The following is a 25,208-nucleotide window of genomic DNA, read 5'->3' on the forward strand; positions in this document are numbered from 1 at the left end:
GCCCTCTCACTCCGCCCCGAGAACCGGCCTGAGTTGACCCTGTCCAGCTGCTCACGGCTGGTAAAACTCAGGGGCGGACAAGCCGTGACCGACCTCGCAGTTTTCGCCAACTGACGGCACCAAATACGACATTAGCGTTCTGTCAGCGACCCGACGAGTGGCAGCCCACAAACTCCAGCGCCATGATCCAGGCGCCCGCGCGCTGGCTAGCACCGCTTCGTCTCGCCTCGCCGTGCGGCCTAAGTCCCCGCCCCAGTACGGCCGGGAAACCTCGCACCTCTTGCTGGAAGCGCCCCATGAAGCTGCAGAAGAATAAGAACTGGCTGCTGGCGGCAGCGTTGAGCACCCCGCTGCTGACTCAAGCTGCTGAACCCGCTAGCTGCGATGTCGTGCGTTTGGCCGACGTTGGCTGGACCGACCTAGTCGTCACCAACGCCGTCACCCGTGTACTGCTCAGTGACCTGGGCTACCGCACCAAGACCATGCAGCTGTCGGTGCCCGAGACCTATCAGGCCCTGCGTTACAACAATGTCGACGTCTTCCTCGACACCTGGATGCCCAGTTCGGAAGAAGGCATCCGCCCCTATCTGGACGACGGTTCGGTGGAACTGCTTGCGGTCAACCTGGAAGGCGCCAAGTACACCCTGGCGGTCAATCAGGCAGCCTACGAAGGAGGCCTGAAGGACTTCGCCGACATCGCCAAGTTCAAGGACCAGTTGGGTGGCAAGATCTACGGCATCGAGCCGGGCAACAGCGGCAACAAGTCAATCCAGCAGATGATCGGCAAGAACGCCTTCGGCCTGGGTGACTTCAAGCTCGTCGAGTCCAGCGAGGACAACATGATCCTGCATGTCAAACGCGCCGAGCACATCAAGAAATGGGCGGTGTTTCTCGGCTGGGAGCCGCACCCGATGAACAACCAGTTGTCGATGCACTACCTGAGCGGTGGCGACGACTATTTCGGCCCCAACTTAGGTGGCGCCACCGTCTACACCAGTGTCCGCAAAGGCTATAGCGAGGAATGCCCGAACATCGGTCGGCTGCTGAAGAACCTGCGTTTCAGCCTACAGATGGAAAACGACCTGATGGAGGCACTGCTCAACCAGAACACCAACCCGCGACGCGAAGCCAAGGCCTGGTTGAAGGCCAATCCACAGATACGCGCCCAATGGCTGCAGGGCGTCACTCGGCGCGACGGCAGCGTGGCTGATATGCCCTCCAGTGACGGCAAAAAGCCATAAATTACAAATTTTTTCGATTCCGCCACAGCCCCCGGAGCATGGCGACTGAACCCTTACCACAGGCTGTAAAGCAGGCCCTGTGCGGCCTGCAGCTTCGGCGTAGAGCCTATAAACTGTGGTAAGGTTTTTTAGCTAGTCGCCATGTCGCCACCCAACACGTCAACGTCGCAAAGCGACAATCGCGGCGACTCGAAGGCTATATCGTTGAGACAGCCGATTTCGTCGCTGTCGACTCTTAACAGGGCCGACAGACCAGAGTTCCCAGGCTCTGGACCGAAGAATAGATAGCGCTGGCGCCCCAACTTAGGCACCAGCCCAACAAGAAATTTCGGATGTACGCGCATCTCAGGGTGAGATGTGAAATACCAAAGGATTGGCCTTCGTAACTCTGCCAGAGGGTTTGGAAAGCAGTTTGCAATACGGCAAAGCAAAGCTCATTCAAGCGCATAGTCAAGCCACGCCCATGACCCTGACAGTCCATGGCGCGCCACTTGGCCTGTACCCGAATGCAGCCCAGTTCGCCACGACGCAGAACGCTATCCAAACCTTGGAACCAAGCCCACACTCACACAGGCAAGAACAGTCGACATCACCTGAAGCACGCTCTCGGGCGCACGACAGGTTCCGTGTAACTGATCTGGATGTCTACTGAAGGGGAACTATCCCATGAAATCTGGAAAAATCGTGGTCGAAAACCTGTTCAAGGTTTTTGGCGACAAACCGCAAGACGCCATCGACAAGGTCAAGCAAGGCTGGGGCAAGGATAAAGTCCTCGCCGAAACCGGCGCGGTAATCGGGGTGAGCGACGTCTCGTTCAGCGTCCAAGAGGGCGAAATCTTCGTCCTCATGGGCCTGTCGGGCTCCGGCAAATCAACCCTGATTCGTTTGATCAACCGGCTGATCGAGCCTTCCGGCGGCGATGTGTTCATCGACGGTCAGAACGTCGCCAAGATGACCAGCTCGGAACTCATCAGCCTGCGTCGCCGCGACATGAGCATGGTGTTCCAGTCCTTCGCCCTGATGCCTTCACGCACCGTGCTGGACAATGCCGCCTTCGGCCTCGAGGTCGCAGGTGTCGGTCGCAAGGAGCGCGAAAAGCGTGCCATGGAGGTGCTCAAGGAAGTGGGTCTGGAAACCTTCGCCCAGATGCACCCCCATGAGCTCTCCGGTGGTATGCAGCAGCGCGTCGGCTTGGCCCGGGCCCTGGCGGTCGACCCCTCGATGATGATCATGGACGAGGCGTTTTCCGCCCTCGACCCACTCAAGCGCCGCGAAATGCAGGACCTGTTGCTTGAGCTGCAGAAAGTCCACCGCCGCACCATCATCTTCGTCTCCCACGACATCGAGGAGGCCATGCGAATCGGTAATCGCATCGCCATCATGGAGGGCGGCAAGCTGGTTCAGGTCGGCACTCCGCAAGAGCTGGTCGACAACCCGGCCAATGACTACGTGCGCAACTTCTTCGATACCGTCGACACCAACCGCTATCTCACCGCTGGCCAGCTGATGGCCAACAGCGTGCCGGTCTTCGTGCATAACGGAGTGGCTCCAGACGCCCAGACTGTCTCGCAAAAACTGCAGGAGCTGGACAAGCACTACGCCTTCATCGTTGATGGCAACAATCGCTTCTACGGCTCCATCAGCCTGGAGAAGATCGCCCTGCTGGTCGAGGGTGGTCAGTCCTGCAAGCTCGACCAGAGCGTGGTCAAGCAGATCACCCCCGTGCCGGAAGATATGCCCCTTGATCAGGTAATCGAGCGCCTGGTGATCAACGAAGGGCCGATCCCGGTCGTCGGTGGCAACGGCCAATACTCTGGCGCTATCAGCAAGGGTCGCCTGCTGACCCGCATGCAGGGAGAATGACATGAGCGAGAAAAAACTCGACCTGGGCAGCTGGGTCAATGACGGCGTTCAACACCTGCTGGACAACTACAGCAACGGCTTCGACAGCATTGGTAGCGTGGTCAGCTCCTTTTCCGAAGGCATCGAGGCCATCCTCATGCTGCCGCCGGCCTGGTTGCTGATTGCCATCTTCGTCGGCCTCGGCCTGTGGCGTATTGGCGCCCGGTTTGCTGCCTTTACCGCCGTGTCCTTCATCCTGATTGTCCTCACCGACTTCTGGGAGCAGACGGTGGTCACCCTCGGGCTGACCTTCTCCGCCACCCTGATCAGCCTCTTGCTGGGCATCCCTCTGGGCATCTGGGCCGCCAAGAGTGAGCGTGTGGCGACCATCATCCGTCCCATCCTCGACTTCATGCAGACCATGCCTGCGTTCGTCTACCTGATTCCGGCCGCCATGCTGTTCGGCCTCGGCCGGGTACCGGGGATCATCGCCACGGTTATTTTCGCCATGCCGCCTGCGGTACGCCTGACCAGCCTGGGCATTCGTCAGGTCAACAAGGAAATCGTCGAGGCCGGCCAGTCCTTCGGCTGCAGCAAGGCCCAGCTGCTATTCAAGGTCCAGCTGCCCAGCGCCATGCCGTCGATCATGGCTGGGGTCAACCAGACCATCATGATGGCCCTGTCGATGGTGATCATTGCCTCGATGGTCGGCGCCGGCGGCCTGGGTAACGATGTGCTCGCCAGTATCCAGCGCCTGGACATCGGTCTAGGCTTCGAGAGCGGCATGGCCGTGGTGCTGCTGGCGATCATCCTCGACCGCATTACCGAAAGCTTCGGTACCAAGCAGACCGAGAAACGTAGCACCCTGTTCAGCTGGGTCAGCGCAAAATTGCAACGCCAGTAAGACATTCACCTTATCCATTCACACAGGGAGTCATAAATGAACAAGTTGAAAACCGTTGCTGGAGTTGGCCTGCTGTCCTGCACGCTACTGCAAAGCGCCTGGGCACAGGAGCCGGAAAGCTGCCAGCAGGTACGCTTCGCCGAGATCGGCTGGGCCGACATTGCGGCCACCACCGGTGTCGCCATGACCCTGACCGAAGGCCTGGGCTACAAGCCACGCAAGATCATGGCCTCGGTGCCGATCGCCTTCACCGGCGTGCAAAAAAGCCAGATCGATGTATTTCTCGGCTACTGGGCGCCGTCGATGGACGCGGTGATCGAGCCCTTCACCAAGGACAACGGCGTCAAGGTACTGCCCAAGGCCAACCTGGAAGGCGCCAAGTACACTCTGGCGGTACCGACCTACGCGGCTGAAGCAGGCCTGAAGAGCTTCCAGGACATCGCCAAGTTCCAGAAAGAACTCGACGGCAAGATCTACGGCATCGAGCCAGGCAACGACGGCAACCTGCTGATCGAAAAAATGATCAAGGATGACCAGTTCGGCATGGGCAAATTCCGCATGGTCGAATCCAGCGAAGCCGGCATGCTGGTACAGGTGCAACGCGCAGTGAAGAAGAAGCAGCCAGTGGTATTCCTCGGCTGGGCACCGCACCCGATGAACACCCAGTTCGACATCACCTACCTGTCCGGCGGCGATGACGTGTTCGGTCCGGACTACGGCGCCGCCAAGGTCTACACCGTGGTACCACCGGATTACGAAGCACGCTGCCCCAACGTCGGCAAACTGCTGAACAATCTGCAGTTCAGTGTCGAGATCGAAAGCCAGCTGATGGAAAAAGTGCTGGAGAAAGAAGACCCGGCCACCGTGGCCAAGAACTGGATCAAGGCCAACCCTGAGTCCCTCGACAAGTGGCTGGCAGGCGTCACCACCTACGACGGCAAGGATGGCGCTGCCGCCGTCAAGAAATACGTCGGTCTGTAAAAACTCTGACCCGCCTGGCCTCCGCGCCAGACGGGGCAGGTGAAGCCACGGTACGCGCAGTTGTTACCGCTACTGCGCAGCAAGATGGATGGACATCGTTGAACCCGGACTGACCAGGCCCAACGGCGATCATCCACCTGGCCAAGGCTTCTCCAGCGGCTCAGCAATGCAGGGGCACAGTATCCCTGCTGCTAGCTAACCGGCCGCCGCAACACCCGCAATCAGAACGAGCCAGCAACACAGCTGAACTGCCACTCTCACTGATGGAGCACCAAATTAATGCGCAAACTATCCACCTTCTGTCTGAAAAGCCTTGGCGTTGCTGCCCTGGCACTGGGCATGTCCACAGCCATGGCTGCGGAAAAGCCCACATTGAAACTCGGCTACGTCAACGGCTGGGACGACAGCGTCGCGACCACCAACGTCGCCGGTGAGATCCTCAAGAGCAAACTCGGTTACACGGTTGAACTGAAGCCAGTTGAACCCGCCATCATGTGGCAAGGCGTGGCCCGCGGCGATCTGGACGCGACCCTCACCGCCTGGCTGCCGGTCACCCACGCCGACTACTACGCCAAGATGAAAGACAAGGTGGTGGTACTCGGCAGCAACTACGAAGGCGCAAAAATCGGCCTGGTAGTGCCCGACTACGTCGAAGCCAAGAGCATCGAAGACCTGAACAAGTACAACAAGGAATTCGACGGCAAGATCACCGGCATCGACGCTGGTGCCGGCATCATGAGCCGCACCGAAGAAGCCATCGAGAAATACAAGCTGGACTACAAGCTGATGCCGAGCTCCGGCCCAGCCATGACCATTGCCCTGGCCCGCGCAGAGAAGAAGAAAGAAGCCATCGTAGTCCCCGGCTGGATTCCACACTGGATGTTCGCCAAGTGGAAACTGCGCTTCCTTGAAGACCCGCAGAATGTCTATGGTGCCGCCGAGCACGTCGACACTGTGGCCAACCCTGCTCTGGAAGCCAAAGCCCCTGAGGCCGCCGCTTTCCTGAAGAAGTTTTCCTGGGGCCCAGAAGAAATTGGCAGTGTGATGCTGGCCGTCAGCGAAGGCGCCAAGCCGGAGCAAGCCGCTAAAGACTGGATCGCTAAGAATCCGGATCGCGTTGCCGAGTGGTTGAAATAAACCCCTACCGCGCGGTATAGACAAAGCGGGCTTCGGCCCGCTTTGTCTTTTCTGCCAAAAAAACCTGTTCAGCCGTTCTCTGGCCCGGCCATTGCTCTCGGCACACCCAGCGCCAGCGAGCACCGGCATATCCCTAACCGACAAGTCGCCCGCGAAACCGGCAGCCTTGATTGATCGACCAATAAAAAACAACCTAGACTGCGCCCATCCTGGGGGATACCCCTATCGATGGAGAGCTCGATGCCCAAGATCGGAATGCAACCGATCCGCCGCTCGCAACTGATCGCGGCCACCCTAGAAGCAGTCGACCAAGTCGGCATGAGCGATGCCAGCATCGCCTATATAGCCCGGCTCGCAGGCGTGTCCAATGGCATCATCAGCCATTACTTCAAGGACAAGAACGGCCTCCTGGAAGCTACCATGCGTCACCTGATGCAGGCACTCAACGCCTCCATGCGCAGGCGCCGCGCCATGCAGCCAGATGACAGCCCACGTGCTCACCTGCGCGCGATCGTCGACAGCAACTTCGACGACAGTCAGGTCAACGGTCCGGCGATGAAAACCTGGCTGGCATTCTGGGCCTCCAGCATGCACCAACCCTCCCTGAACCGCCTGCAACGGATCAACGATCATCGCCTGTATTCCAACCTCTGCGGGCAATTCCGCCGTGCGTTGCCGCAAGAATCCGCCCGCGCTGCCGCTCGCGGCCTGGCTGCGCTGATCGATGGCCTGTGGTTGCGCGGCGCCCTGTCCGGCGAAGCCTTCGACATCCAGCAGGCCGTGCAGATCGCCTATGACTACCTCGACCAACAATTGGCCAAGGCCGAGTAGCCAGATGAACGGCGCAAGCGCCACGCCTCAGCATGCCGTGGTGCCATGCTGCTGACTGATGCACAACGCCGCGTCAGCTAACGCAGCTCAGTGCAGGCACGCCCCCGTGCGCAGCCTTGCCCCCGCTCAGAAAACCCCGACTCAGGCGTCCGCCACGTCCAGGTAGACAGTAGCGCAACCATATCCAGCGCGCCCTGGCAGTCCCGCTCACGCCAACGACCGCTGGCACGCAACCTAACACCTCGATAGCGCACCGCTTGAGTCGCTCAAAAGCGCCCTCGACTGGCATGATTGCGACACCTGGGTTTTTATTGTTTGAACGTTCAATAAAAACCAAGTAGCCTAAAATTCGATCTACTCTGACCTGGCAACAGCAGCCCACATAGCCAGTTCATCCGCCCAAGCCGCGCTCCAAGCGCCGGCTGCCAGGCGCAAACCACACAGACAAGAGAGGACTCACCCATGGCCCGATTCGACGACCAGCAGCTCTATATTGGCGGACGCTATGTCGCTGCCAGCAGCGGCGCTTCATTCGAAACCATCAACCCGGCCAACGGTGAAGTGCTCGCCAATGTTCAGCGCGCCAGCAAAGAAGACGTCGACCAAGCCGTGGCAAGCGCCGCTGCCGGACAGAAGGTCTGGGCGGCGATGACCGCCATGCAACGCTCACGCATCCTGCGCAAGGCGGTGGACATTCTCCGCGCCCGCAATGACGAGCTGGCCGAGCTGGAAACTCTCGACACCGGTAAGCCACTGTCGGAAACCCAGTCCGTGGATATCGTCACCGGCACCGACGTACTGGAGTACTACGCCGGTCTGATCCCCGCCCTCGAAGGCCAGCAGATCCCGCTGCGCGACACCTCCTTCGTCTACACCCGCCGCGAGCCGCTGGGCGTGGTCGCCGGCATCGGCGCGTGGAACTACCCGATTCAGATCGCCCTGTGGAAATCCGCCCCGGCCCTGGCCGCCGGCAACGCGATGATTTTCAAGCCCAGCGAAGTCACCCCGCTCAGCGTGCTCAAGCTGGCGGAAATCTACAGCGAAGCCGGCCTGCCGGATGGCGTGTTCAACGTGCTCACGGGCAGCGGTCGGGAAGTCGGCCAGTGGCTTACCGAACACCCGGGTATCGCCAAGATTTCCTTCACCGGCGGCACCACCACCGGCAAGAAGGTCATGGCCAGCGCCTCCGGCTCGACGCTGAAGGAAGTGACCATGGAATTGGGCGGCAAGTCGCCGCTGATCATCTTCGAAGATGCCGATCTCAACCGCGCCGCCGACATCGCCATGATGGCCAACTTCTACAGCTCCGGTCAGGTCTGCACCAACGGCACCCGGGTATTCATCCCGCGCGCGCTGCAGGCACGTTTCGAAGCCAAGGTGCTGGAGCGGGTCAAACGCATTCGCCTGGGCAACCCCGAGAACGCCGAGACCAACTTCGGCCCACTGGTCAGCTTCGCCCACATGGAAAGCGTGCTCGATTACATCGCGATCGGTCGCAAGGAAGGCGCCCGCCTGCTGTGCGGTGGCGAGCGGGTGACCGATGGTGAATTCGGCCAGGGCGCCTACGTCGCGCCGACCGTGTTCACCGATTGCACGGATGACATGACCATCGTGCGCGAGGAGATCTTTGGCCCGGTGATGAGCATCCTCGCCTACGACAGCGAAGAAGAAGTGATCCGCCGCGCCAACGACAGCGACTATGGCCTCGCCGCAGGCCTGGTAACGCGCGACCTGACGCGCGCACATCGGGTCATCCACAGCCTGGAAGCCGGTATCTGCTGGATCAACACCTGGGGCGAATCGGCGGCAGAAATGCCGGTAGGCGGTTACAAGCAGTCGGGCGTCGGCCGCGAAAACGGCGTGGCCACCCTGGAGCATTACACCCAGATCAAATCCGTGCAGGTGGAACTGGGCGACTACGCCTCGGTGTTCTGACCCAGGCTGAACGCTGAACGCCCCGTAGCCCGGATGCAATCCGGGTTCATCGCGTGATATTCCCGGATTGCATCCGGGCTACACAGCAGGAAGATCATATGTCCCAAGAATTCGACTACATCATCATCGGCGCCGGTTCGGCCGGTAACGTCCTGGCCACTCGCCTGACCGAGGACGCCAATGTCAGCGTGCTGCTGCTGGAAGCCGGCGGCCCTGACTACCGCATGGATTTTCGCACCCAGATGCCCGCCGCCCTGGCCTTCCCCCTGCAGGGCCGCCGGTACAACTGGGCCTACGAAACCGATCCAGAACCCTACATGAACAACCGCCGCATGGAATGCGGACGCGGCAAGGGCCTCGGTGGCTCATCCCTGATCAATGGTATGTGCTACATCCGTGGTAACGCCCTGGACTTCGACAGCTGGGCCAAGGCCCCGGGTCTGGAAGACTGGAGCTACTTGGACTGCCTGCCGTATTTCCGCAAGTCGGAAACCCGTGACATCGGCGCCAATGCCTACCACGGCGGCGACGGCCCGGTCAGCGTGACTACTCCCAAGGCCGGCAATAACCCGCTGTTCCACGCCATGGTCGAGGCCGGCGTACAGGCGGGTTTCCCGCGCACCGACGACCTCAACGGCTACCAGCAGGAAGGCTTTGGCCCGATGGACCGCTTCGTCACCAAGGAAGGCCGCCGCGCCAGCACGGCGCGCGGCTACCTGGACCAGGCCAAGGTCCGTTCCAACCTGACCATCGTCACCCACGCCCTCACCGACCGCATCCTGTTCGACGGCAAGCGCGCCACCGGCGTCGACTACCTGATCGGCGACAGCGACACGCCCGTACGTGCCCAGGCCCGCCGTGAAGTACTGCTGAGCGGCGGCGCGATTGCCTCGCCGCAGATTCTGCAGCGCTCCGGCGTCGGTCCGGCCGCACTGCTGCGCGACCTGGACATCCCGCTGGTGCACGACCTGCCAGGCGTCGGCGCCAACCTGCAGGACCACCTGGAGATGTACCTGCAGTACGCCTGCAAGCAGCCGGTCTCGCTCTACCCCGCCCTGCAATGGTGGAACCAGCCGAAGATCGGCGCCGAATGGCTGTTCCTCGGCAAGGGTATCGGCGCCAGCAACCAGTTCGAGGCCGGCGGTTTCATTCGCACCCGCCCAGAGGTCGAGTGGCCGAATATCCAGTACCACTTCCTGCCGGTGGCGATCAATTACAACGGCAGCAATGCGGTCAACGAACACGGCTTCCAGGCCCACGTCGGCTCCATGCGCTCGCCGAGTCGCGGCCGCGTGCATGCCAAATCCAAGGATCCGCGCGAACATCCGAGCATCCTGTTCAACTACATGAGCCATGAGCAGGACTGGCAGGAGTTCCGCGACGGCATCCGTATCACCCGCGAGATCATGGCGCAGTCTGCGCTCGACCCTTACCGGGGGCGCGAGATCAGCCCCGGCGCCGAACTGCAGAGCGATGCCGAGCTGGACGAATTCGTGCGCCAGCACGCGGAAACCGCCTTCCATCCGTCCTGCACCTGCAAGATGGGCGAAGACGACATGGCGGTGGTCGATGGTCAGGGCCGCGTACATGGCCTGCAAGGCCTACGGGTGGTCGACGCCTCGATCATGCCGCAGATCATCACCGGCAACCTCAACGCCACCACCATCATGCTCGCCGAGAAAATCGCCGATAAGATACGTGGCCACGAGCCACTGCCGCGCAGCACAGCCCCCTACTACGTGGCCAATGGCGCACCGGAGCGCAAATCGGCGCAACGCTGAACCCGCCATAGCGTCCTGAGACAGCAGGCACCGGGCCGGGCAACCCGCCCGGTGCTTGTCGACGCTCTCCCCTTCGGCAATCATGCATCCTTAATAACGGGCGGCTGCGGCCACCCGCTTGCCTGCCTATTACCGGTAAGGAGCCAACGCATGGTCGAGGCCTTCCGCACACTCAAGCGCGACTTCGCCGCTCTGCACTGCGCTGCCGAGCACTGGTCGCTGCGCTACGTGAGCCAGGACAGCCAGCAGCTGGCGGTGCGTAAACAGGTAGCCGAGCCGCCGCGCTTCAGCCGCGATCAGGGCGCGATGCTCAGCGTACGGGTCGCCGGCGTCGAGGCCTACGCGGCGACCAGTGACCTGTCGCGTCAGGGCCTGCAAGCCGCGCTAGAGCGGGCCGAAGCCCTGGCCCGGCGGATCGCGCCGCTGGCCTTGCTCGACCAGCGCCCACTAGCGCCCTCCAGCGCGTGCGGCGACCAACGCTCGCCCGGTTTCGACCAGCCGTTCCCCAGCCTCGCCGAGTGTTATCAGCTACTCGCCGCCGAGTCGGCTGCAGTGCCCGCCGACCCGCGCCTGGTGAACTGGCGGGTCGGCCTCGACGTCAGCTGCGTCGAGCAGCTGTACCTGAACAACAATGGCGCCGAGCTGACCTCGAGTCAGCGCTTCGTCTACCCCCACCTCAGCGTCACCGCCTACGACGGCCAGGACAGCCAGACCCGCAACCTCGGCGGCGCCCACCTCGGCCAGCAGGGCGGCGCCGAGGTGATCGAGCGCCTGGGCCTGATCGGCGCCGCCGCGCAGGTCGCCGACCAGGCCCTGCAACTGCTGCTGGCGCCCAATACACCGACGGACACACGCGACCTGCTGCTGATGCCGGACCAGATGATCCTGCAGCTGCACGAATCCATCGGCCACCCGCTGGAGCTGGACCGCATCCTCGGCGACGAGCGCAACTTCGCCGGCACCAGCTTCGTCAAGGCCGGCGACTTCGGCCAGCTGCAGTACGGCTCGCCGCTGCTCAATGTGACCTTCGACCCCGAAGTGCCCGAGGAACTGGCCAGCTACGGCCACGACGACGACGGCAGCCCGGCGCAAAGGCAGCACCTGATCCGCGACGGCCTGCTGCTGCGCCCCCTCGGCGGCGCCCTGTCGCAGCTGCGCAGCGGCCTGCCGGGGGTGGCCAACAGCCGCGCCTGCAACTGGAACCGTCCACCGATCGACCGCATGGCCAACCTCAACATCGAGCCGGGCCAGCACAGCCTGGAGCAGCTGATAGGCGGCATCGAGCACGGCATCCTGATGGCCAGCAACCGCTCCTGGTCGATTGACGATGCGCGCAACAAATTTCAGTTCGGCTGCGAGTGGGGCCAATTGATCGAGAATGGCGAGCTGCGCGGCGTGGTCAAGAACCCCAACTACCGTGGCATTTCCAGCCAGTTCTGGGGTGCGCTGAAGGCCGTCGGCGACGCCAGCACCCGCGAAGTGCTGGGCACCCCGCACTGCGGCAAGGGCGAACCGAATCAGGTGATCCGCGTGGGCCACGCTACGCCGGCCTGCGTGTTCGCCGCGATCGACGTGTTCGGAGGGGCCGCCTGATGCACCGATCCCAGCAGCCCAGCGCGCTGGCCCAGTTCGAAGCCCTCAGCCAGTGGCTGCGCGATGCGCTGACCGAGGGCGAAGACTTCTGCCTCGGCTACAGCGGCGAAGCCTCGGATTTCATCCGTTTCAATCAGGCCAAGGTGCGCCAGGCCGGTCATGTGCAGCAGGCCAGCCTGGACCTGCAGTTGATCCGCGATGGCCGCCATGCCGAGCTGCAACTGACCCTCAGCGGCGTACCGCAGCTCGATCGCCAGCGCCTGGGCAGTGCACTCGAACAACTGCGCCAGACGCTGCCGCTGCTGCAGCCCGACCCTTACCTGCTGCTCAACCGCGACGCCTGGCACAGCCACAGCGTGCAGCTGCAGCCGCTGCCAGACTGCGCGGCGGTTCTGGAGCAGATCGGCCGGGCCGCTCAGGGCCTCGACCTGGTCGGCTTCTATGCCGCCGGGCCGATCAGCCGCGGCTTCGCCAGTTCCGCGGGGGCCTTCGGCTGGCACCAGGCGAGCAGCTTCAACTTCGACTGGAGCCTGTTCCACGCCAACGGCCAGGCCGTCAAAGCCCAATACGCCGGGCAACACTGGCACGCCGATGCGTTCGCCCTGCGCATGCAGCAGGCGCGCGCGCAGCTCGAGTACCTGGGCCTGCCGCCACGCACCTTGGCGCCCGGCGGCTACCGCGCCTACCTGGCCCCGGCCGCGCTGCAGGAGATTGTCGAACTGCTCGGCTGGGGCGGCTTCTCCGCCCAGGCCCTGGCCGAGAAAGACAGCCCGCTGCAACGCCTGCACGCCGGCGCCGCCCGGCTCAGCCCGTTGCTGCACCTGCAGGAACAGGTCCGCGACTCGCTGACCCCAGGTTTCTCCAGTGAAGGCTACCCGCGCCGTGACCTGCAGCTGATCAACGCCGGCCAGCCCCAGGAGCAACTGGTCAGCTCGCGCAGCGCCGCCGAATACGGCCTGCCGGCTAACGGCGCCAGCCCCTGGGAATCGCCGGCCTCGCTGGTCATGGCCGGCGGCGAGCTGGAACAGACCGAGCTGCTCGCGCGCCTCGGCAATGGCCTGTATATCGGCAACCTCTGGTACCTCAACTATTCCGACCGACCGGCCGCGCGCATGACCGGGATGACCCGCTTCGCCAGCTTCTGGGTCGAAGATGGACAGATCCAGGCACCGCTGGCCAGCATGCGCTTCGACGACAGCCTGTATGACCTGCTCGGCAGCCAGCTCGAAGGCCTGACCCGCGAACGCGAGCTGAGCCTGTCCACCAGCACCTATCATCAGCGCCACAATGGCTCGACCCTGCTGCCCGGCGCCCTGCTCAGCCGTCTGACCCTGACCCTGTGAGGCGCCTGGTTCAAGCCCAAGAGCGTGCGCCAGTGCCCGGCAGTCCCAGCCAGCGTGTGCCGGGCGCGGCGATGAACCCTAGGGTCTGTTGCCNNGAAACGGCAACAGACCCTAGTATTGCCAGCTTTTGAACAGTATTCGTCCGAGTGGATGCTTGGACCGATCAGCAGAAGGACGAGCACGTGCAGTGCCCAAAATGTCACCAGCCGAGACAGGCGCAGCGCCCGGACTGCCCGCACTGCGGCATCTACTTCAGTAAATATGCGCAGTTCCTCGAACGCCAGGCGGCGGCCGCCCAGGCAGTGATAGACGGCACGGCGGACAACGAGTCAGGCGTCAGCAGGCTGTGGCGCTACCTGCTGACCCCGCCAGATGCGGGCAGCGGCCTCTGGTATGGCCGTGCGGCGCTCTGGGTGCTTTTCGTGCTCTGGGGCGGCCATTTCATCCTCCAGGACATTCCCAGCCTGGCCGCAGCCCCCAGTTTCCTGCATAACGTCGACCTGGTATTCCACGAAGCCGGGCATGTGCTGTTTGGCGTGTTCGGCTCCTTTATCGGCTCGCTCGGCGGCAGCCTCGGCCAGCTGCTGATGCCGCTGATCTGCGCCATAGCCCTGCTGCGCCAGCGCGACACCTTCGGCGCCAGCCTGTGCCTGTGGTGGGTCGGTCAGAACTGCCTGGATATCGCGCCCTATATGGCCGATGCCCGTGCCGGGCAGCTGCCGCTGCTGGGCGGCAATTTCGGCCACTCCGCACCCTACGGTTTCCATGACTGGGAATACCTGCTGAGCGAAACCGGGCTGCTGGCGCATGACCAGGGCCTGGCGCTGCTCTGCCTGAACCTCGGCCGCCTGCTTATGTTGCTGGGCCTGATCTGGGCCGGCTACCTGCTGTGGCGCAGCCGACCACAGCTTAGTCACGCCACGGACTAGGAGCCTGCTGGCGTTTGCCCCTTCCGAGGGCGCTGCCGAGGCCATGGCCAGCCCCGTTAGCCAGCTCTCGCCGGTGGCCGGCGGGCGCCTGAACGGGTCGAGCAGGGGGGCGCCTGTCAGCCAGGCACTGCTTACCCCCCTGCGCCTGTTACACTGCGTGCCATTTCGTTTTTGCAGGCCAGCCCCGTGACCAACACCGCTTTCTCCAGCCTTGCGCTGTCCGCCCCCATGCTGGCCAACATCGAGTCCCTCGGTTACACCCAGATGACGCCGATTCAGGCGCAGAGCCTGCCGGTGATCCTCAAAGGCATGGACCTGATCGCTCAGGCGAAAACCGGCAGCGGTAAGACTGCAGCCTTCGGCATCGGCCTGCTCAACCCACTGAATCCGCGCTTCTTCGGCTGCCAGGCCCTGGTGCTCTGCCCGACCCGCGAACTGGCCGACCAGGTCGCCAAGGAAATCCGCCGCCTGGCCCGTGGCGCCGACAACATCAAGGTACTGACCCTGTGCGGCGGCGTACCCTTCGGCCCACAGATCGGCTCGCTGGAACACGGCGCGCAGATCATCGTCGGCACCCCGGGACGAATTCAGCAGCACCTGAGCAAGGGCACGCTGAAGCTCGACGGCCTCAACACCCTGGTCCTCGATGAGGCCGACCGCATGCTCGACATGGGCTTCTACGACAGCATCGCCGAGATCATCGGCCACACCCCGAGCCGCCGTCAGACCCTGCTGTTCTCCGCCACCTACCCGACCGGCATCAAGCAACTCGCCGCGGCGTTTATGCGCGACCCACAACAGGTCAGGGCCGAGTCGACCCACGACAACACGCAGATCGAGCAGCGCTTCTACGAAATCTCCCCGGAAGAGCGCATGGACGCGGTGGTCAAGCTGCTCGCCAGCTTCCGTCCGCAGTCCAGCGTGGCCTTTTGCTTCACCAAGCAGCAGTGCCAGGAAGTGGTCGACCACCTGACCGCCAACGGCATTTCCGCTGCGGCCCTGAATGGCGACCTGGAGCAGCGCGACCGCGACCAGGTGCTGGCGATGTTCGCCAACCGCAGTTTGTCGGTACTGGTGGCCACCGATGTGGCCGCGCGCGGCCTGGATATCGATGCCCTGGACATGGTGATCAACGTCGAACTGGCACGGGATTCGGAAATCCATATCCACCGGGTCGGACGCACCGGCCGCGCCGGTGAAAAGGGCATGGCCATGAGCCTGGTCGCGCCGCCTGAAGCGCATCGTGCCCAGGCCATCGAGACCCTGCAGAAGGCCCCGCTGAACTGGCATCCGCTGAACGGCCTCAAGGCACAAGCCGGCGAGCCGCTGCAGCCACCGATGATTACCCTGTGCATTGGCGCCGGGCGCAAGGACAAGCTGCGCCCCGGCGATATCCTTGGTGCCCTCACCGGCGATGCCGGTATCCCCGGCGCTCAGGTCGGCAAGATCGCCATCTTCGACTTCCAGGCCTATGTCGCGGTCGAGCGCAGCATCGCCAAACAGGCGCTGAAACGCTTGAGCGACGGCAAGATCAAAGGCCGCTCGCTGCGTATTCGTACGCTGTAGCTGCAATGGACAGACCCCGGGCACAGGACCGGGCCGAGAGACGGGAGCACCTCGTGCGCAATATTCTGGTCATCGAAGACAGCCCGCTGGTGCTGAAGATCCTCGAACATATGTTCCGCCAGGAAAGCCAGCTGCAGCCGGTCTTCTGCGCCTCGCTGGCCGAGGCCCGGGTGATGCTGGAAACCTCTGCCGAGCTGTTCTTCGCCGCCATCGTCGACCTCAACCTGCCGGATGCGCCCAACGGTGAGAGCGTCGACCTAGTGATGCACTACAAGCTGCCGTGCATCGTTCTCAGCGGGTCCTATAACGAGCAGCGCCGCGACGAGCTGCTGCTCAAGGGCGTGGTCGACTATGTGCTGAAGGAAAGCCAGCACTCCTACGAATTCGCCTTCCGCCTGCTGCACCGCCTGGAAAGCAACAGCCAGGTGAAAATCCTCATCGCCGAAGACTCGGCGGCCACCCGCCAGTTCATCCGCCATGTGTTGACTCCTCACCGTTACCAGATCATCGATGCCTGCGATGGCGACGAGACCCTGCGCATCCTAGAGGAGCAAACGGACATCGACTTGCTGATCGTCGACCACAGCATGCCCGGGCTCAGCGGTTTCGAGCTGGTCAAAGTGCTGCGGCAGAAGCTGAAGCGCAGCGAACTGATCATCCTCGGGTTATCTGCCGATGCCAAAGGCTCGCTCAGCGCCAAGTTCATCAAGCACGGTGCCGACGACTTCCTGCGCAAACCCTTCTGCCCCGAAGAGCTCAACTGCCGGGTGATGTCCAGCCTGGAGCGTCGTGACATGCTCCGTGCACTGAAACAAGCCGCGCAGTTCGATGCCCTGACCAACCTGTACAACCGCCGGGCCTTCTCGGAAAAGGGCCAGCAGCAGTTCCGCCAGGCGCTACGCGCCGAGCGCAACCTCAGTGTGGCGATGATCGATCTGGATTTTTTCAAACGGATCAACGACGAACACGGCCATGCCAGCGGCGATGCGGCGTTGATCGCCTTCGCCCGCGCCTTGCGCAGTCATTTCCCCGATGCGCTGATCGGCCGCCTGGGCGGCGAAGAGTTTGCCTTGGTCAGCCTGCAGGATGGCGCCAGCCTGGCCCAGGCCCTCGACCAGTTGCGCGAACACTGCGCCAGCCTGAAGTACGCCATCGGCGCACCGCCGCTGTCGTTCAGCGCCGGCATCCACCATGACGCCCCGGACGAGCTGGAGAACTTCCTGCACCAGGCCGATGTACGCCTCTACCAGGCCAAGCGCCAGGGGCGCGGCCGCAGCCACTGGCAATAGTGCTAGTGAGCTGTACGGCTAGTTGGTTAACTCAACCATCCGAAATTGACTAATCGAACTCGCTACACAGGCTCCTAGAACCCGTGGCGTTTGAGAGTTTGCGCATAACTGCCATCGGCCCGCATCGCTGCGATCGCCTGATTGAAGCGCTCGGCAATCAGTTGGTGTTCGGGATGGGTGCGCCGAATCAGAATGTGCAGGCCATTCTCGCGCAGCGCTAACGGCACAAACTCCAGCTCATCAGCAATTGCTTGCAAACTACGGCTTAGGTGGTAGTTAGCGACAAACTCGTCCTCCAGGACCAGATCCACCCGCTGCCGCTGAAGCATGCGCGCGCCGCTCTCGAAGCTACCGACCTCGATCTTGTTCAGCCGCGGATCACTGCTGAACTCACTGGAATAGGCATAACCGCGCATCACCGCGATGCGGTAGGGGTACAAGTCGGACAAGGTACGATAGTCGATTGCCGTACCTTTGCGCCGCAGGAAGCGGATGCGATTGACCAGATAGGGCTGGGAAAAATAACCGAACGTGGCACGAACTTCACTGAACCAGGCACTGACCACCACATCGTACTCGGCGTTCTGCAAACCCCGCACCGCCCGTGCCCAAGGCACCTCGGCATAGTGCGTGGCATAGCCGGCACGGCTCAGCGCGGTGGTGACCAGATCCGTAGCCAAGCCGTTATTGAGCAGGGTCTGGTCCGTGAACGGCGGCCAGGGATCGGCCACCAGGCGCAAGGTCTCTGCACCAGCCAAGCCTGGTGTCAGCAGTACCAGCAATAACAACCACCTATGCAGTCGCTCCATGACACGCCGCCCATACAGATAAAGGGTTGAACCTAGTCAGCACCACCGTTTCTAGCCCGCGAGAACGCGCGGCCGGATGACCGGCAGCGCTGCGCGCTGGACAAGGACCCAAGCGGCCACTAGTTTCGCTAGAGCAGACGCTAACACGCTTCGCGCCGCCGACACAGCCACCCTCAATTCAGGCCAGGCGACAGGGGTGAGAGGAGATCGTCCATGCCCGAATCGATTTCAGTCGCCGAACTCAACGCACTGCTGGCAACGCGCACGGCGCTGCTGCTCGATGTACGCCGCGCACAGGCCTTCGCAGAGAGCCCAACGATCATTCCCGGCGCCCTGCGCCGTGCCCCCGAACACGTCGCCGACTGGGCTGCCGAACTGCCCCGACAACAGCCCATGGTTGTCTACTGTGTGCACGGCCATGAGGTCAGCCAAGGCGTTGCCGCACAGCTCGCAGAGCTGGGTTTGCCAGTACGCTTTCTGGCCGGCGGCATCGCCCAGTGGCAAGCCGAAGGTGGTGTCACCGTCAGCCCGACCGACTGACAGAGGCCTCCCGGCAACGATTATCGCGCCTAGTTTGCCCAACCTCAGGGGGTGTCCATGGCCTATGACGAAGGAGTTGCCCAGCGCGTACGTGAACATCTGCAGTCGCGCAGCGACATTACCGAAAGAAAGATGTTTGGCGGCCTCGCCTTCATGGCGCACGGCCATATGTTTATCGGCATTCTGGGCGACCGGCTGATGGTGCGGGTGGGGCCGGATGACTACGCCAAGGCCCTGAGCCAGGCGCATGTGCAGGAAATGGATTTCACCGGCAGGCCCATGAGAGGGTACGTCTACGTCGAGCCCGACGGCTTTGAGTCCGATGCGCAACTCGAGTCATGGGTCAATCAAGGCTATGCGTTCGTCGGCGCGTTGCCGCCGAAATTGTCGAAATAATCCGCTCGGCGTGATCCGCTGTGGTGCATATCGCGGGCTTATCGCCGCGCGCCGGGTGGGCGTAGAATTTCACTACGCTCATCCACAGCCGGCGCTCGGGTCGGGGCTTCGCTGTACGGGCCACCGCCCGAGCCGGCATGAGGTTAGGTCATGTCTGCCATCGTCCGCGCCCTGCAAGCCGATATCACCCAGCTACCGGTCGGCGCCATCGTCAACGCCTCGCTACTCGGCGGTGGCGGCGTGGATGGTGCCATTCATCGCGCCGCCGGGCCGGAATTGCTGCGCGAATGCCGCCGCCTGGCAGGTTGCAAGACCGGCGAAGCCAAGCTCACACCGGGCTACCGCTTGCCCGCCCAACACATCATCCATACCGTCGGCCCGGTCTGGCACGGCGGCAGCCGTGGAGAGCCGGAACTACTGGCCGCCTGTTATCGCAGCGCCATCCAACTGGCCGCCGCCCACGGCATTCTGACCCTGGCCTTCCCGAGCATCAGCACCGGCGTCTACGGCTATCCCATCGAGCTCGCGGCGCAGGTCGCCGTGACCACGGTGCGAGCTGCGCTGCACAAGTACAGCGCTATTCAGGAGGTCATCTTCTGCTGTTTCTCAGCGCAAGACCTGCAGGTTTACCAAGCCGTACTCGCAGAAAGCCCCCCCTGAACCCGGCCGCCGTCGAGCACCGGCAGACCCTGGCAGCTCACGCCTTCGGGTAAGATGCGCGCTGTTTTGCGTCGCGCTGGCGACGCTGCTCACGTCTCGAGGAAGTTGCTGTGCTCGCTACACAGGTTGTAATTATTGGCGCCGGTGCCGCCGGTTTGATGTGCGCGCTGACGGCCGCCGGGCGTGGCCGTCAGGTGCTGCTGCTGGATCACGCCAACAAGGCCGGCAAGAAGATTCTGATGTCCGGCGGTGGGCGCTGCAATTTCACCAATATGTATTGCGAGCCGGAGAACTTTCTCTCGGAAAACCCGCACTTCTGCAAATCCGCCCTGGCGCGCTACAGCCAGTGGGATTTCATTGCCCTGGTGGCCAAGCATGGCGTGCCCTACCACGAGAAGAAACTCGGCCAGCTGTTCTGCGACAACAAGGCCAGCGACATCCTCGGCCTGCTGCTCAGCGAGTGCGAGGAGGCCGGCGTCGACCTGCGCCTGGACACCTCGGTCGCAGAGATCGCCCAGTTGGGCGGCGGCTATCAACTGCAGACCAGCGCCGGCCCAGTGCGCTGCCAGTCGCTGGTGATCGCCACCGGCGGCCTGTCGATCCCCACCCTGGGCGCCAGCGGCTTCGGCTATCAGGTAGCCAGGCAATTCGGCCACAGCGTGTTGCCGACCCGCGCCGGCCTGGTGCCGTTCACTATTACCGAGCCCCAGCTGAAGACCCTGTGCAGTGAACTGTCCGGCACTTCGGTGGAGGATTGCCTGGTCAGCTGCAACGGCCAGAGTTTCCGCGAGAACATCCTGTTCACCCACCGTGGCCTCAGCGGCCCGGCGATCCTGCAGATTTCCTCGTACTGGCAGCCGGGCGACACCGTGCATATCGACTTGCTGCCGCATATCGACCTGCCCGAATGGCTGGCCAGCCAGCAGCACGAGCGGCCGAACAGCGAGCTGAAAACCCTGCTCGCCGAACTGCTCACCAAGAAGATGGCCGGCCTGCTGGTCGACAGCTGGTTCGTCTCCAAGCCGATGAAGCAGTACAGCCCGAACGAACTCAAGGCGATTGCCGAGAAGCTCGCCGACTGGCAACTGGTACCGGCCGGCACCGAGGGTTACCGTACCGCCGAGGTGACCCTGGGCGGCATCGACAGCCGCGAAGTCTCGTCGAAAACCCTGGAGTCGCTGAAAGCACCGGGGCTGTATTTCATCGGCGAAGTACTGGATGTCAGCGGCCACCTGGGCGGCTTCAACTTTCAGTGGGCCTGGGCCTCGGCTTACGCGGCGGCACAATACGTCTGATCGTTGTTAAAGTCCGCTGGTGACATCCGGCTCGGATAGCTGGAGCCCCGTCGCAGCGGACGCCCGTGGCCAAGGCGAACCACTGCCGTGGGCGTGGATTGAACTGCCGAACGGATGCAGGCTCTGCTACAAAGCAAGGGTGGCGAGTTGATCCTCGCCTCCTAACGACCGCCCCACACAAGGACCGTCCACCCACATGACTCAAGACCAAGGCCTTATCTTCGCCATTCTGGCCGCCACCATTGGCCTGTTCCTCTGGGGCCGCTGGCGGCATGACATCGTTGCTCTGGCCGCGTTGCTGGCCTGCGTAATCGCCGGCCTGGTACCTGATGAGAAGGCCTTCGCCGGTTTCGGCCACCCGGCAGTGATCACCGTCGCCTGCGTACTGGTGCTGAGTTACGGCTTGCAACTCACCGGCGCGGTGGACGCGCTGGCCCAGCGCATACTGCCCACCAATGCCGGACCGATGCTCTCGATCGCCGCGCTGACCAGCCTTGGTGCGCTGCTCTCGGCCTTCATGAACAACGTCGGCGCCCTTGCTCTGCTAATGCCGATTGCCCTGCAGATCGCCCGCAAGCAGGACCTGCCGCCGGGCCGCATCCTGATGCCGCTGGCATTCGGCACCATACTCGGCGGCATGACCACGCTGATCGGCACGCCGCCCAACCTGATCGTGTCCAGCTTTCGCGCACAAAGCGGCGCGGGGCCGTTCGCCATGTTCGATTTCAGCCCGGTCGGCGTGGCGGTGGCGCTGAGCGGCGTACTGTTCATATCTCTGCTCGGCTGGCGTCTGGTACCCAAGCGCAAGGTGGCCAGCGTGACCAGTTTCGACACTGGCACCTACCTCACCGAGGCGCGCCTGCAGGAAGGTGGCAAGGCCGTGGGCAAGACCCTGCGCGAGGTCGAGTTGCTGCTCGATGAGGCCGACGCCCAGGTCATCGGCATGGTACGCAACAAGATGCGCCTGTCCGCACCCAACCCGCACCGTGAACTACTGGTCGACGATGTGCTGGTGATCGAAGCCGAGCCGGAGTCCCTGGGCAGCGTGCTGGGCAACCTGGGCCTGAAGCTGGAGGCCGCCGCCCAGCATGAGGACAAAGCCAAGCTGGCTGAACAACCGAGAGAAACCGCCTTCAGCCCACCGGCCGCAGAAGCCCAAGAGAGCAAAACCAAGCACAGCGAGAAGAAAGACCCGCAAGCCGATGCCCGCTCGCTGCAAGAACTCCTGGTGCGGCCTGACTCCCATATGATCGGCCGCTCCGTCAGCGAAACCCGCTTGCGTAGCCGCTACTCGATCAACCTGCTGGCGATCTCACGACAGAGCCATCGCTCGATCAAGCGCCTGCGTTCGACCCTGATCGAGCGCGGTGACGTGCTGCTGATGCAGGGCGCGCCGGATGACATCTCCGAGTTCGCCGCCGATTACGCCTGCGTGCCTCTCGCCGACCGCGCCATCAGCATTCCCGACCTTGGCAAGACCTCCCTCGCCGTCGGCGTCATGCTGCTGGCGGTCGCCCTCGCCGCGTTCGGCCTGCTCTCGGCGGCAGTTGCCTTCGCCGCCGGCGTACTGGTGTTCATGGTCATGCGTGTGGTGCCGCTGCGCTCGATCTACAGCGCCGTCGACTGGCCGGTGATCGTTCTGCTCGGCGCGCTGATTCCGGTGGCTGGGGCCATGTCCAGCAGCGGCGCGGCCGACCTGCTGGCGCGGTTGCTGATGGAGCATATCGCCCAGGGCAACCCGGTGATCGTCCTCACCGTGCTGTTGGTGGTGACCATGACCCTCTCGGACTTCATGAACAATGCGGCCACCGCCGCGGTGATGTGCCAGATCGCCCTGAGCTCGGCGAGCCAACTGGGGGTCAACCCCGACACCCTGCTGATGGGGGTGGCGATTGGCGCCTCCTGCTCGTTCCTGACCCCCATCGGCCACCAGAACAACACCCTGATTCTCAGCCCCGGCGGTTTCCGCTTCGGCGACTATTGGCGACTCGGCTTGCCCATGGAAATCCTCGTGGTCCTGGTCAGCGTGCCGCTGCTGCTGCTGGTCTGGCCGCTGTAAAGCGTTCGACGAGCAGACCGAAGCTGCTCATGAGGCAGGAGTAAGGCCCAGGACCACATCGAAACGCGCCACCTGCTCGCCCGCCGTCGAGCCGGCAACGGGAACAAACGGCACGATCAGGCGTTCACGCGCCTTGGGGTCGCGGATCGCATTGAGTACGCCGTCGCGCTGGTTGCGACGCTCACCACGGATGTAGCACTGGGTGGCGAAACGTGGCTGACCGGGCAGCGTCACCGCCAGATGGATATGCGGCGTGCGCCCGGGGTAGGCCACCGGCCGTATGGTGCGAAAGCGGTACTCGCCCTTGGCGCCGGTGACGAAGCGCCCGTAACCCTGGAAATTCACATCGCGCGCGCTGCGCTCGCCGCCACGACTGTGCAGGTAGATGCCGTTGGCATCCACTTGCCAGATTTCCACCAGCGCGTCATGTAGCGGCTTGCCATGCGCATCGAGAATCAACCCGTACAGATGCACTACAGTGCCACTGGCTGGCATCTGGTGATCGTCGACGATCAGCAGGTCATTGTCCCGGTCCAGCGGCAGTTGGTCAGGATAGAACGGCCCGAGTGTCTGCGCCGGGGTCAACAGGCGCTCGGCGAACGCGCCCGGCGCAGTCAGCAGCAAGGCCCCACTGCCGAGTCCGGCGAGTAACTGACGGCGACTGATAGACGACTGGAACATGCTGCCTCCGCTAATCGGCTGACTGCTTCTTGAGCTTAGTCGCGGCGACACGGCGAACGCGAACCACTGGGCGACTGCCTCGTGCAGCGCCACTCAGCCCAAGACTTCCCCACAGCAACCAGCACACCGGTCCAGACGCACTGCGGACCTGTCATCCGGGTTGCCGGGATTTTGCCGGCGGCCCTCGCTCACCCTGCGCTAAAGCTGCCCCAGCACACTGACCGCCGACTGATAGGGCAAACCGTGGGCTTCGGCAACGCTTTCGCAGGTAATAACCCCTCTGGCCACGTTGAGGCCATTACACAGGTGTGGATCGTCCTCCAGTGCCAGACGAGTCCCCTTCTCCGCGAGAGCGACGACAAACGGCAGAGTCGCGTTATTCAGCGCCAGGGTCGAGGTGCGCGCCACCGCGCCGGGCATATTGGCCACGCAATAATGCACCACACCATCGACCACATAGGTCGGATCGTCATGAGTAGTGGCCTTCGAGGTTTCCGCACAGCCGCCCTGATCGATGGCCACATCCACCAGCACCGAGCCGGGCAGCATTTCTTTGACCATCTCGGCGGTGACCAGCTTGGGCGCCGCGGCGCCGGGTATCAGCACGCCGCCGATGACCAAGTCGGCGGCCAGTATCTGCTCACGCAGCGCCGCGCGGGTGGAATACAGGGTGGTAATGCGGTTGCCGTACTGCCCATCCAGACGGCGCAGGGCATCGACGCTCTTGTCCAGCACCGTGACATCGGCGCCGAGGCCCACGGCCATGGCCAGCGCATGGCTGCCGACCACTCCACCGCCGAGAATCACCACCTTACCCGGCGCTACACCCGGCACTCCACCGAGCAGCACGCCACGGCCGCCCCTGGCCTTTTCCAGGCAATTGGCCCCGGCCTGGATCGACATGCGCCCAGCCACCTCGGACATCGGCGCCAGCAGCGGTAAACGGCCGTTGTGATCGGTCACCGTCTCGTAGGCGATGCAGGTGGCGCCGCTGGCCATCAATTCATCGGTCTGCGGCCGATCCGGTGCCAGGTGCAGGTAGGTGAACAAGGTGTGCTGTGGACGCAAGCGCGCACGCTCAACGGCCAGCGGCTCTTTGACCTTGACGAGCAACTGCGCTTGGTTGAACACCGCTTCGGCCGATACGGCGATCTGCGCGCCAGCGGCCAGGTAGTCGGCATCACTGAAGCCGATAGCGGCACCCGCCAGGGTCTCGACCCACACTTCATGGCCCAACGCGGTCAACTCGGCCACCGACTGTGGGGTCAGGCCGACGCGATACTCGTGGTTCTTGATTTCCTTGGGTACGCCGATACGCATAGCAATTTCCTCGTAGGTAAGTCGAGTGACCCTAGGAAAAGTCTAGGAAACCAGAAGCATCAACAGACCTTAATTG

21 protein-coding genes are annotated in these 25,208 nt (G+C 63.2%); 18 read left to right on the forward strand and 3 right to left on the reverse strand.

Features of this window, described 5'->3' with window-relative positions:
* The first annotated feature begins 302 nt into the window (after positions 1-302).
* The 13 genes from choX to TMS3_RS00915 all read left to right on the forward strand — a co-directional run bounded on the left by choX (position 303) and on the right by TMS3_RS00915 (position 17,372).
* Positions 303-1,241, forward strand: coding sequence for a choline ABC transporter substrate-binding protein (choX, locus tag TMS3_RS00855; RefSeq protein ID WP_025163343.1), 939 nt, complete (start codon positions 303-305; stop codon positions 1,239-1,241).
* Between the two features lie 666 nt (positions 1,242-1,907).
* On the forward strand, positions 1,908-3,104 hold the full coding sequence (locus tag TMS3_RS00860) for a quaternary amine ABC transporter ATP-binding protein (RefSeq protein WP_025163344.1): 1,197 nt from the start codon (positions 1,908-1,910) through the stop codon (positions 3,102-3,104).
* A 1-nt stretch (position 3,105) separates the two neighbouring features.
* Positions 3,106-3,987 carry an ABC transporter permease gene (locus tag TMS3_RS00865; protein WP_025163345.1) on the forward strand — a complete coding sequence of 294 codons (882 nt, stop codon included), beginning with the start codon at positions 3,106-3,108 and terminating at the stop codon, positions 3,985-3,987.
* A gap of 36 nt (positions 3,988-4,023) precedes the next feature.
* Entirely contained in the window at positions 4,024-4,968 is a 945-nt protein-coding gene (locus TMS3_RS00870; RefSeq protein WP_025163346.1) for a choline ABC transporter substrate-binding protein, read from the forward strand.
* 279 nt (positions 4,969-5,247) lie between these two features.
* Positions 5,248-6,105: a glycine betaine ABC transporter substrate-binding protein gene (locus TMS3_RS00875; RefSeq protein WP_025163347.1), complete on the forward strand. Its 858-nt coding sequence runs from the start codon at positions 5,248-5,250 to the stop codon at positions 6,103-6,105.
* A gap of 240 nt (positions 6,106-6,345) precedes the next feature.
* Positions 6,346-6,936, forward strand: a complete 591-nt coding sequence (gene betI, locus TMS3_RS00880; protein WP_025163348.1) for a transcriptional regulator BetI — start codon at positions 6,346-6,348, stop codon at positions 6,934-6,936.
* A gap of 462 nt (positions 6,937-7,398) precedes the next feature.
* Complete coding sequence (betB, locus tag TMS3_RS00885; RefSeq protein ID WP_025163349.1) at positions 7,399-8,871, forward strand: betaine-aldehyde dehydrogenase; 1,473 nt, start codon at positions 7,399-7,401, stop codon at positions 8,869-8,871.
* 98 nt (positions 8,872-8,969) lie between these two features.
* Positions 8,970-10,652 (forward strand): choline dehydrogenase, encoded by a 1,683-nt coding sequence (gene betA / locus TMS3_RS00890; protein ID WP_025163350.1) that lies wholly within the window; start codon positions 8,970-8,972, stop codon positions 10,650-10,652.
* Positions 10,653-10,802: 150 nt separating this feature from the next.
* Entirely contained in the window at positions 10,803-12,245 is a 1,443-nt protein-coding gene (locus tag TMS3_RS00895) for a TldD/PmbA family protein (protein ID WP_025163351.1), read from the forward strand.
* Positions 12,245-13,588 carry a TldD/PmbA family protein gene (locus TMS3_RS00900; RefSeq protein ID WP_025163352.1) on the forward strand — a complete coding sequence of 448 codons (1,344 nt, stop codon included), beginning with the start codon at positions 12,245-12,247 and terminating at the stop codon, positions 13,586-13,588. The genes TMS3_RS00895 and TMS3_RS00900 overlap by 1 nt, the downstream gene beginning before the upstream one ends.
* A gap of 146 nt (positions 13,589-13,734) precedes the next feature.
* Positions 13,735-14,517, forward strand: coding sequence for a hypothetical protein (locus tag TMS3_RS00905; RefSeq protein WP_200929585.1), 783 nt, complete (start codon positions 13,735-13,737; stop codon positions 14,515-14,517).
* A 186-nt stretch (positions 14,518-14,703) separates the two neighbouring features.
* Entirely contained in the window at positions 14,704-16,083 is a 1,380-nt protein-coding gene (gene dbpA, locus TMS3_RS00910) for an ATP-dependent RNA helicase DbpA (protein ID WP_025163354.1), read from the forward strand.
* 53 nt (positions 16,084-16,136) lie between these two features.
* Positions 16,137-17,372: a diguanylate cyclase gene (locus TMS3_RS00915; RefSeq protein ID WP_025163355.1), complete on the forward strand. Its 1,236-nt coding sequence runs from the start codon at positions 16,137-16,139 to the stop codon at positions 17,370-17,372.
* A gap of 74 nt (positions 17,373-17,446) precedes the next feature.
* Here the strand turns inward: TMS3_RS00915 and TMS3_RS00920 are convergent, their stop codons facing one another.
* On the reverse strand, positions 17,447-18,181 hold the full coding sequence (locus TMS3_RS00920) for a substrate-binding periplasmic protein (RefSeq protein WP_025163356.1): 735 nt from the start codon (positions 18,179-18,181) through the stop codon (positions 17,447-17,449).
* A gap of 213 nt (positions 18,182-18,394) precedes the next feature.
* Between TMS3_RS00920 and TMS3_RS00925 the strand changes: the two genes are divergently transcribed.
* The 5 genes from TMS3_RS00925 (at position 18,395) to TMS3_RS00945 (ending at position 23,131) form a co-directional block, all read left to right on the forward strand.
* Positions 18,395-18,721: a rhodanese-like domain-containing protein gene (locus TMS3_RS00925; protein WP_025163357.1), complete on the forward strand. Its 327-nt coding sequence runs from the start codon at positions 18,395-18,397 to the stop codon at positions 18,719-18,721.
* A gap of 57 nt (positions 18,722-18,778) precedes the next feature.
* A complete protein-coding gene (locus tag TMS3_RS00930; RefSeq protein ID WP_025163358.1) occupies positions 18,779-19,117 on the forward strand; it encodes a TfoX/Sxy family protein in 339 nt (112 codons plus the stop codon).
* A gap of 150 nt (positions 19,118-19,267) precedes the next feature.
* Positions 19,268-19,777, forward strand: coding sequence for an O-acetyl-ADP-ribose deacetylase (locus tag TMS3_RS00935; protein WP_025163359.1), 510 nt, complete (start codon positions 19,268-19,270; stop codon positions 19,775-19,777).
* Positions 19,778-19,887: 110 nt separating this feature from the next.
* Positions 19,888-21,072: a BaiN/RdsA family NAD(P)/FAD-dependent oxidoreductase gene (locus TMS3_RS00940; protein WP_025163360.1), complete on the forward strand. Its 1,185-nt coding sequence runs from the start codon at positions 19,888-19,890 to the stop codon at positions 21,070-21,072.
* Positions 21,073-21,268: 196 nt separating this feature from the next.
* Complete coding sequence (locus TMS3_RS00945; protein ID WP_025163361.1) at positions 21,269-23,131, forward strand: SLC13 family permease; 1,863 nt, start codon at positions 21,269-21,271, stop codon at positions 23,129-23,131.
* Positions 23,132-23,158: 27 nt separating this feature from the next.
* Here TMS3_RS00945 and TMS3_RS00950 read toward each other — a convergent pair whose 3' ends face one another.
* Both TMS3_RS00950 and ald read right to left on the reverse strand, forming a co-directional pair.
* Positions 23,159-23,812, reverse strand: coding sequence for a dioxygenase family protein (locus tag TMS3_RS00950; protein ID WP_025163362.1), 654 nt, complete (start codon positions 23,810-23,812; stop codon positions 23,159-23,161).
* Positions 23,813-24,010: 198 nt separating this feature from the next.
* Positions 24,011-25,132, reverse strand: coding sequence for an alanine dehydrogenase (ald, locus tag TMS3_RS00955; protein WP_025163363.1), 1,122 nt, complete (start codon positions 25,130-25,132; stop codon positions 24,011-24,013).
* Positions 25,133-25,208 lie beyond the last annotated feature (76 nt).

This window comes from Pseudomonas taeanensis MS-3 (assembly GCF_000498575.2).
Classification (GTDB): Bacteria; Pseudomonadota; Gammaproteobacteria; order Pseudomonadales; family Pseudomonadaceae; genus Aquipseudomonas; species Aquipseudomonas taeanensis.

Excerpts from the sequence above, each read along its gene's own strand:
- TMS3_RS00860 (WP_025163344.1), top strand. The coding sequence starts at position 1,908 with ATGAAATCTGGAAAAATCGTGGTCGAAAACCTGTTCAAGGTTTTTGGC.
- TMS3_RS00865 (WP_025163345.1), top strand. The coding sequence starts at position 3,106 with ATGAGCGAGAAAAAACTCGACCTGGGCAGCTGGGTCAATGACGGCGTT.
- TMS3_RS00870 (WP_025163346.1), top strand. The coding sequence starts at position 4,024 with ATGAACAAGTTGAAAACCGTTGCTGGAGTTGGCCTGCTGTCCTGCACG.
- TMS3_RS00875 (WP_025163347.1), top strand. The coding sequence starts at position 5,248 with ATGCGCAAACTATCCACCTTCTGTCTGAAAAGCCTTGGCGTTGCTGCC.
- betI (WP_025163348.1), top strand. The coding sequence starts at position 6,346 with ATGCCCAAGATCGGAATGCAACCGATCCGCCGCTCGCAACTGATCGCG.
- betB (WP_025163349.1), top strand. The coding sequence starts at position 7,399 with ATGGCCCGATTCGACGACCAGCAGCTCTATATTGGCGGACGCTATGTC.
- betA (WP_025163350.1), top strand. The coding sequence starts at position 8,970 with ATGTCCCAAGAATTCGACTACATCATCATCGGCGCCGGTTCGGCCGGT.
- TMS3_RS00895 (WP_025163351.1), top strand. The coding sequence starts at position 10,803 with ATGGTCGAGGCCTTCCGCACACTCAAGCGCGACTTCGCCGCTCTGCAC.
- TMS3_RS00900 (WP_025163352.1), top strand. The coding sequence starts at position 12,245 with ATGCACCGATCCCAGCAGCCCAGCGCGCTGGCCCAGTTCGAAGCCCTC.
- TMS3_RS00920 (WP_025163356.1), bottom strand. The coding sequence starts at position 18,181 with ATGGAGCGACTGCATAGGTGGTTGTTATTGCTGGTACTGCTGACACCA.
- TMS3_RS00925 (WP_025163357.1), top strand. The coding sequence starts at position 18,395 with ATGCCCGAATCGATTTCAGTCGCCGAACTCAACGCACTGCTGGCAACG.
- TMS3_RS00930 (WP_025163358.1), top strand. The coding sequence starts at position 18,779 with ATGGCCTATGACGAAGGAGTTGCCCAGCGCGTACGTGAACATCTGCAG.
- TMS3_RS00935 (WP_025163359.1), top strand. The coding sequence starts at position 19,268 with ATGTCTGCCATCGTCCGCGCCCTGCAAGCCGATATCACCCAGCTACCG.
- TMS3_RS00945 (WP_025163361.1), top strand. The coding sequence starts at position 21,269 with ATGACTCAAGACCAAGGCCTTATCTTCGCCATTCTGGCCGCCACCATT.
- TMS3_RS00950 (WP_025163362.1), bottom strand. The coding sequence starts at position 23,812 with ATGTTCCAGTCGTCTATCAGTCGCCGTCAGTTACTCGCCGGACTCGGC.
- ald (WP_025163363.1), bottom strand. The coding sequence starts at position 25,132 with ATGCGTATCGGCGTACCCAAGGAAATCAAGAACCACGAGTATCGCGTC.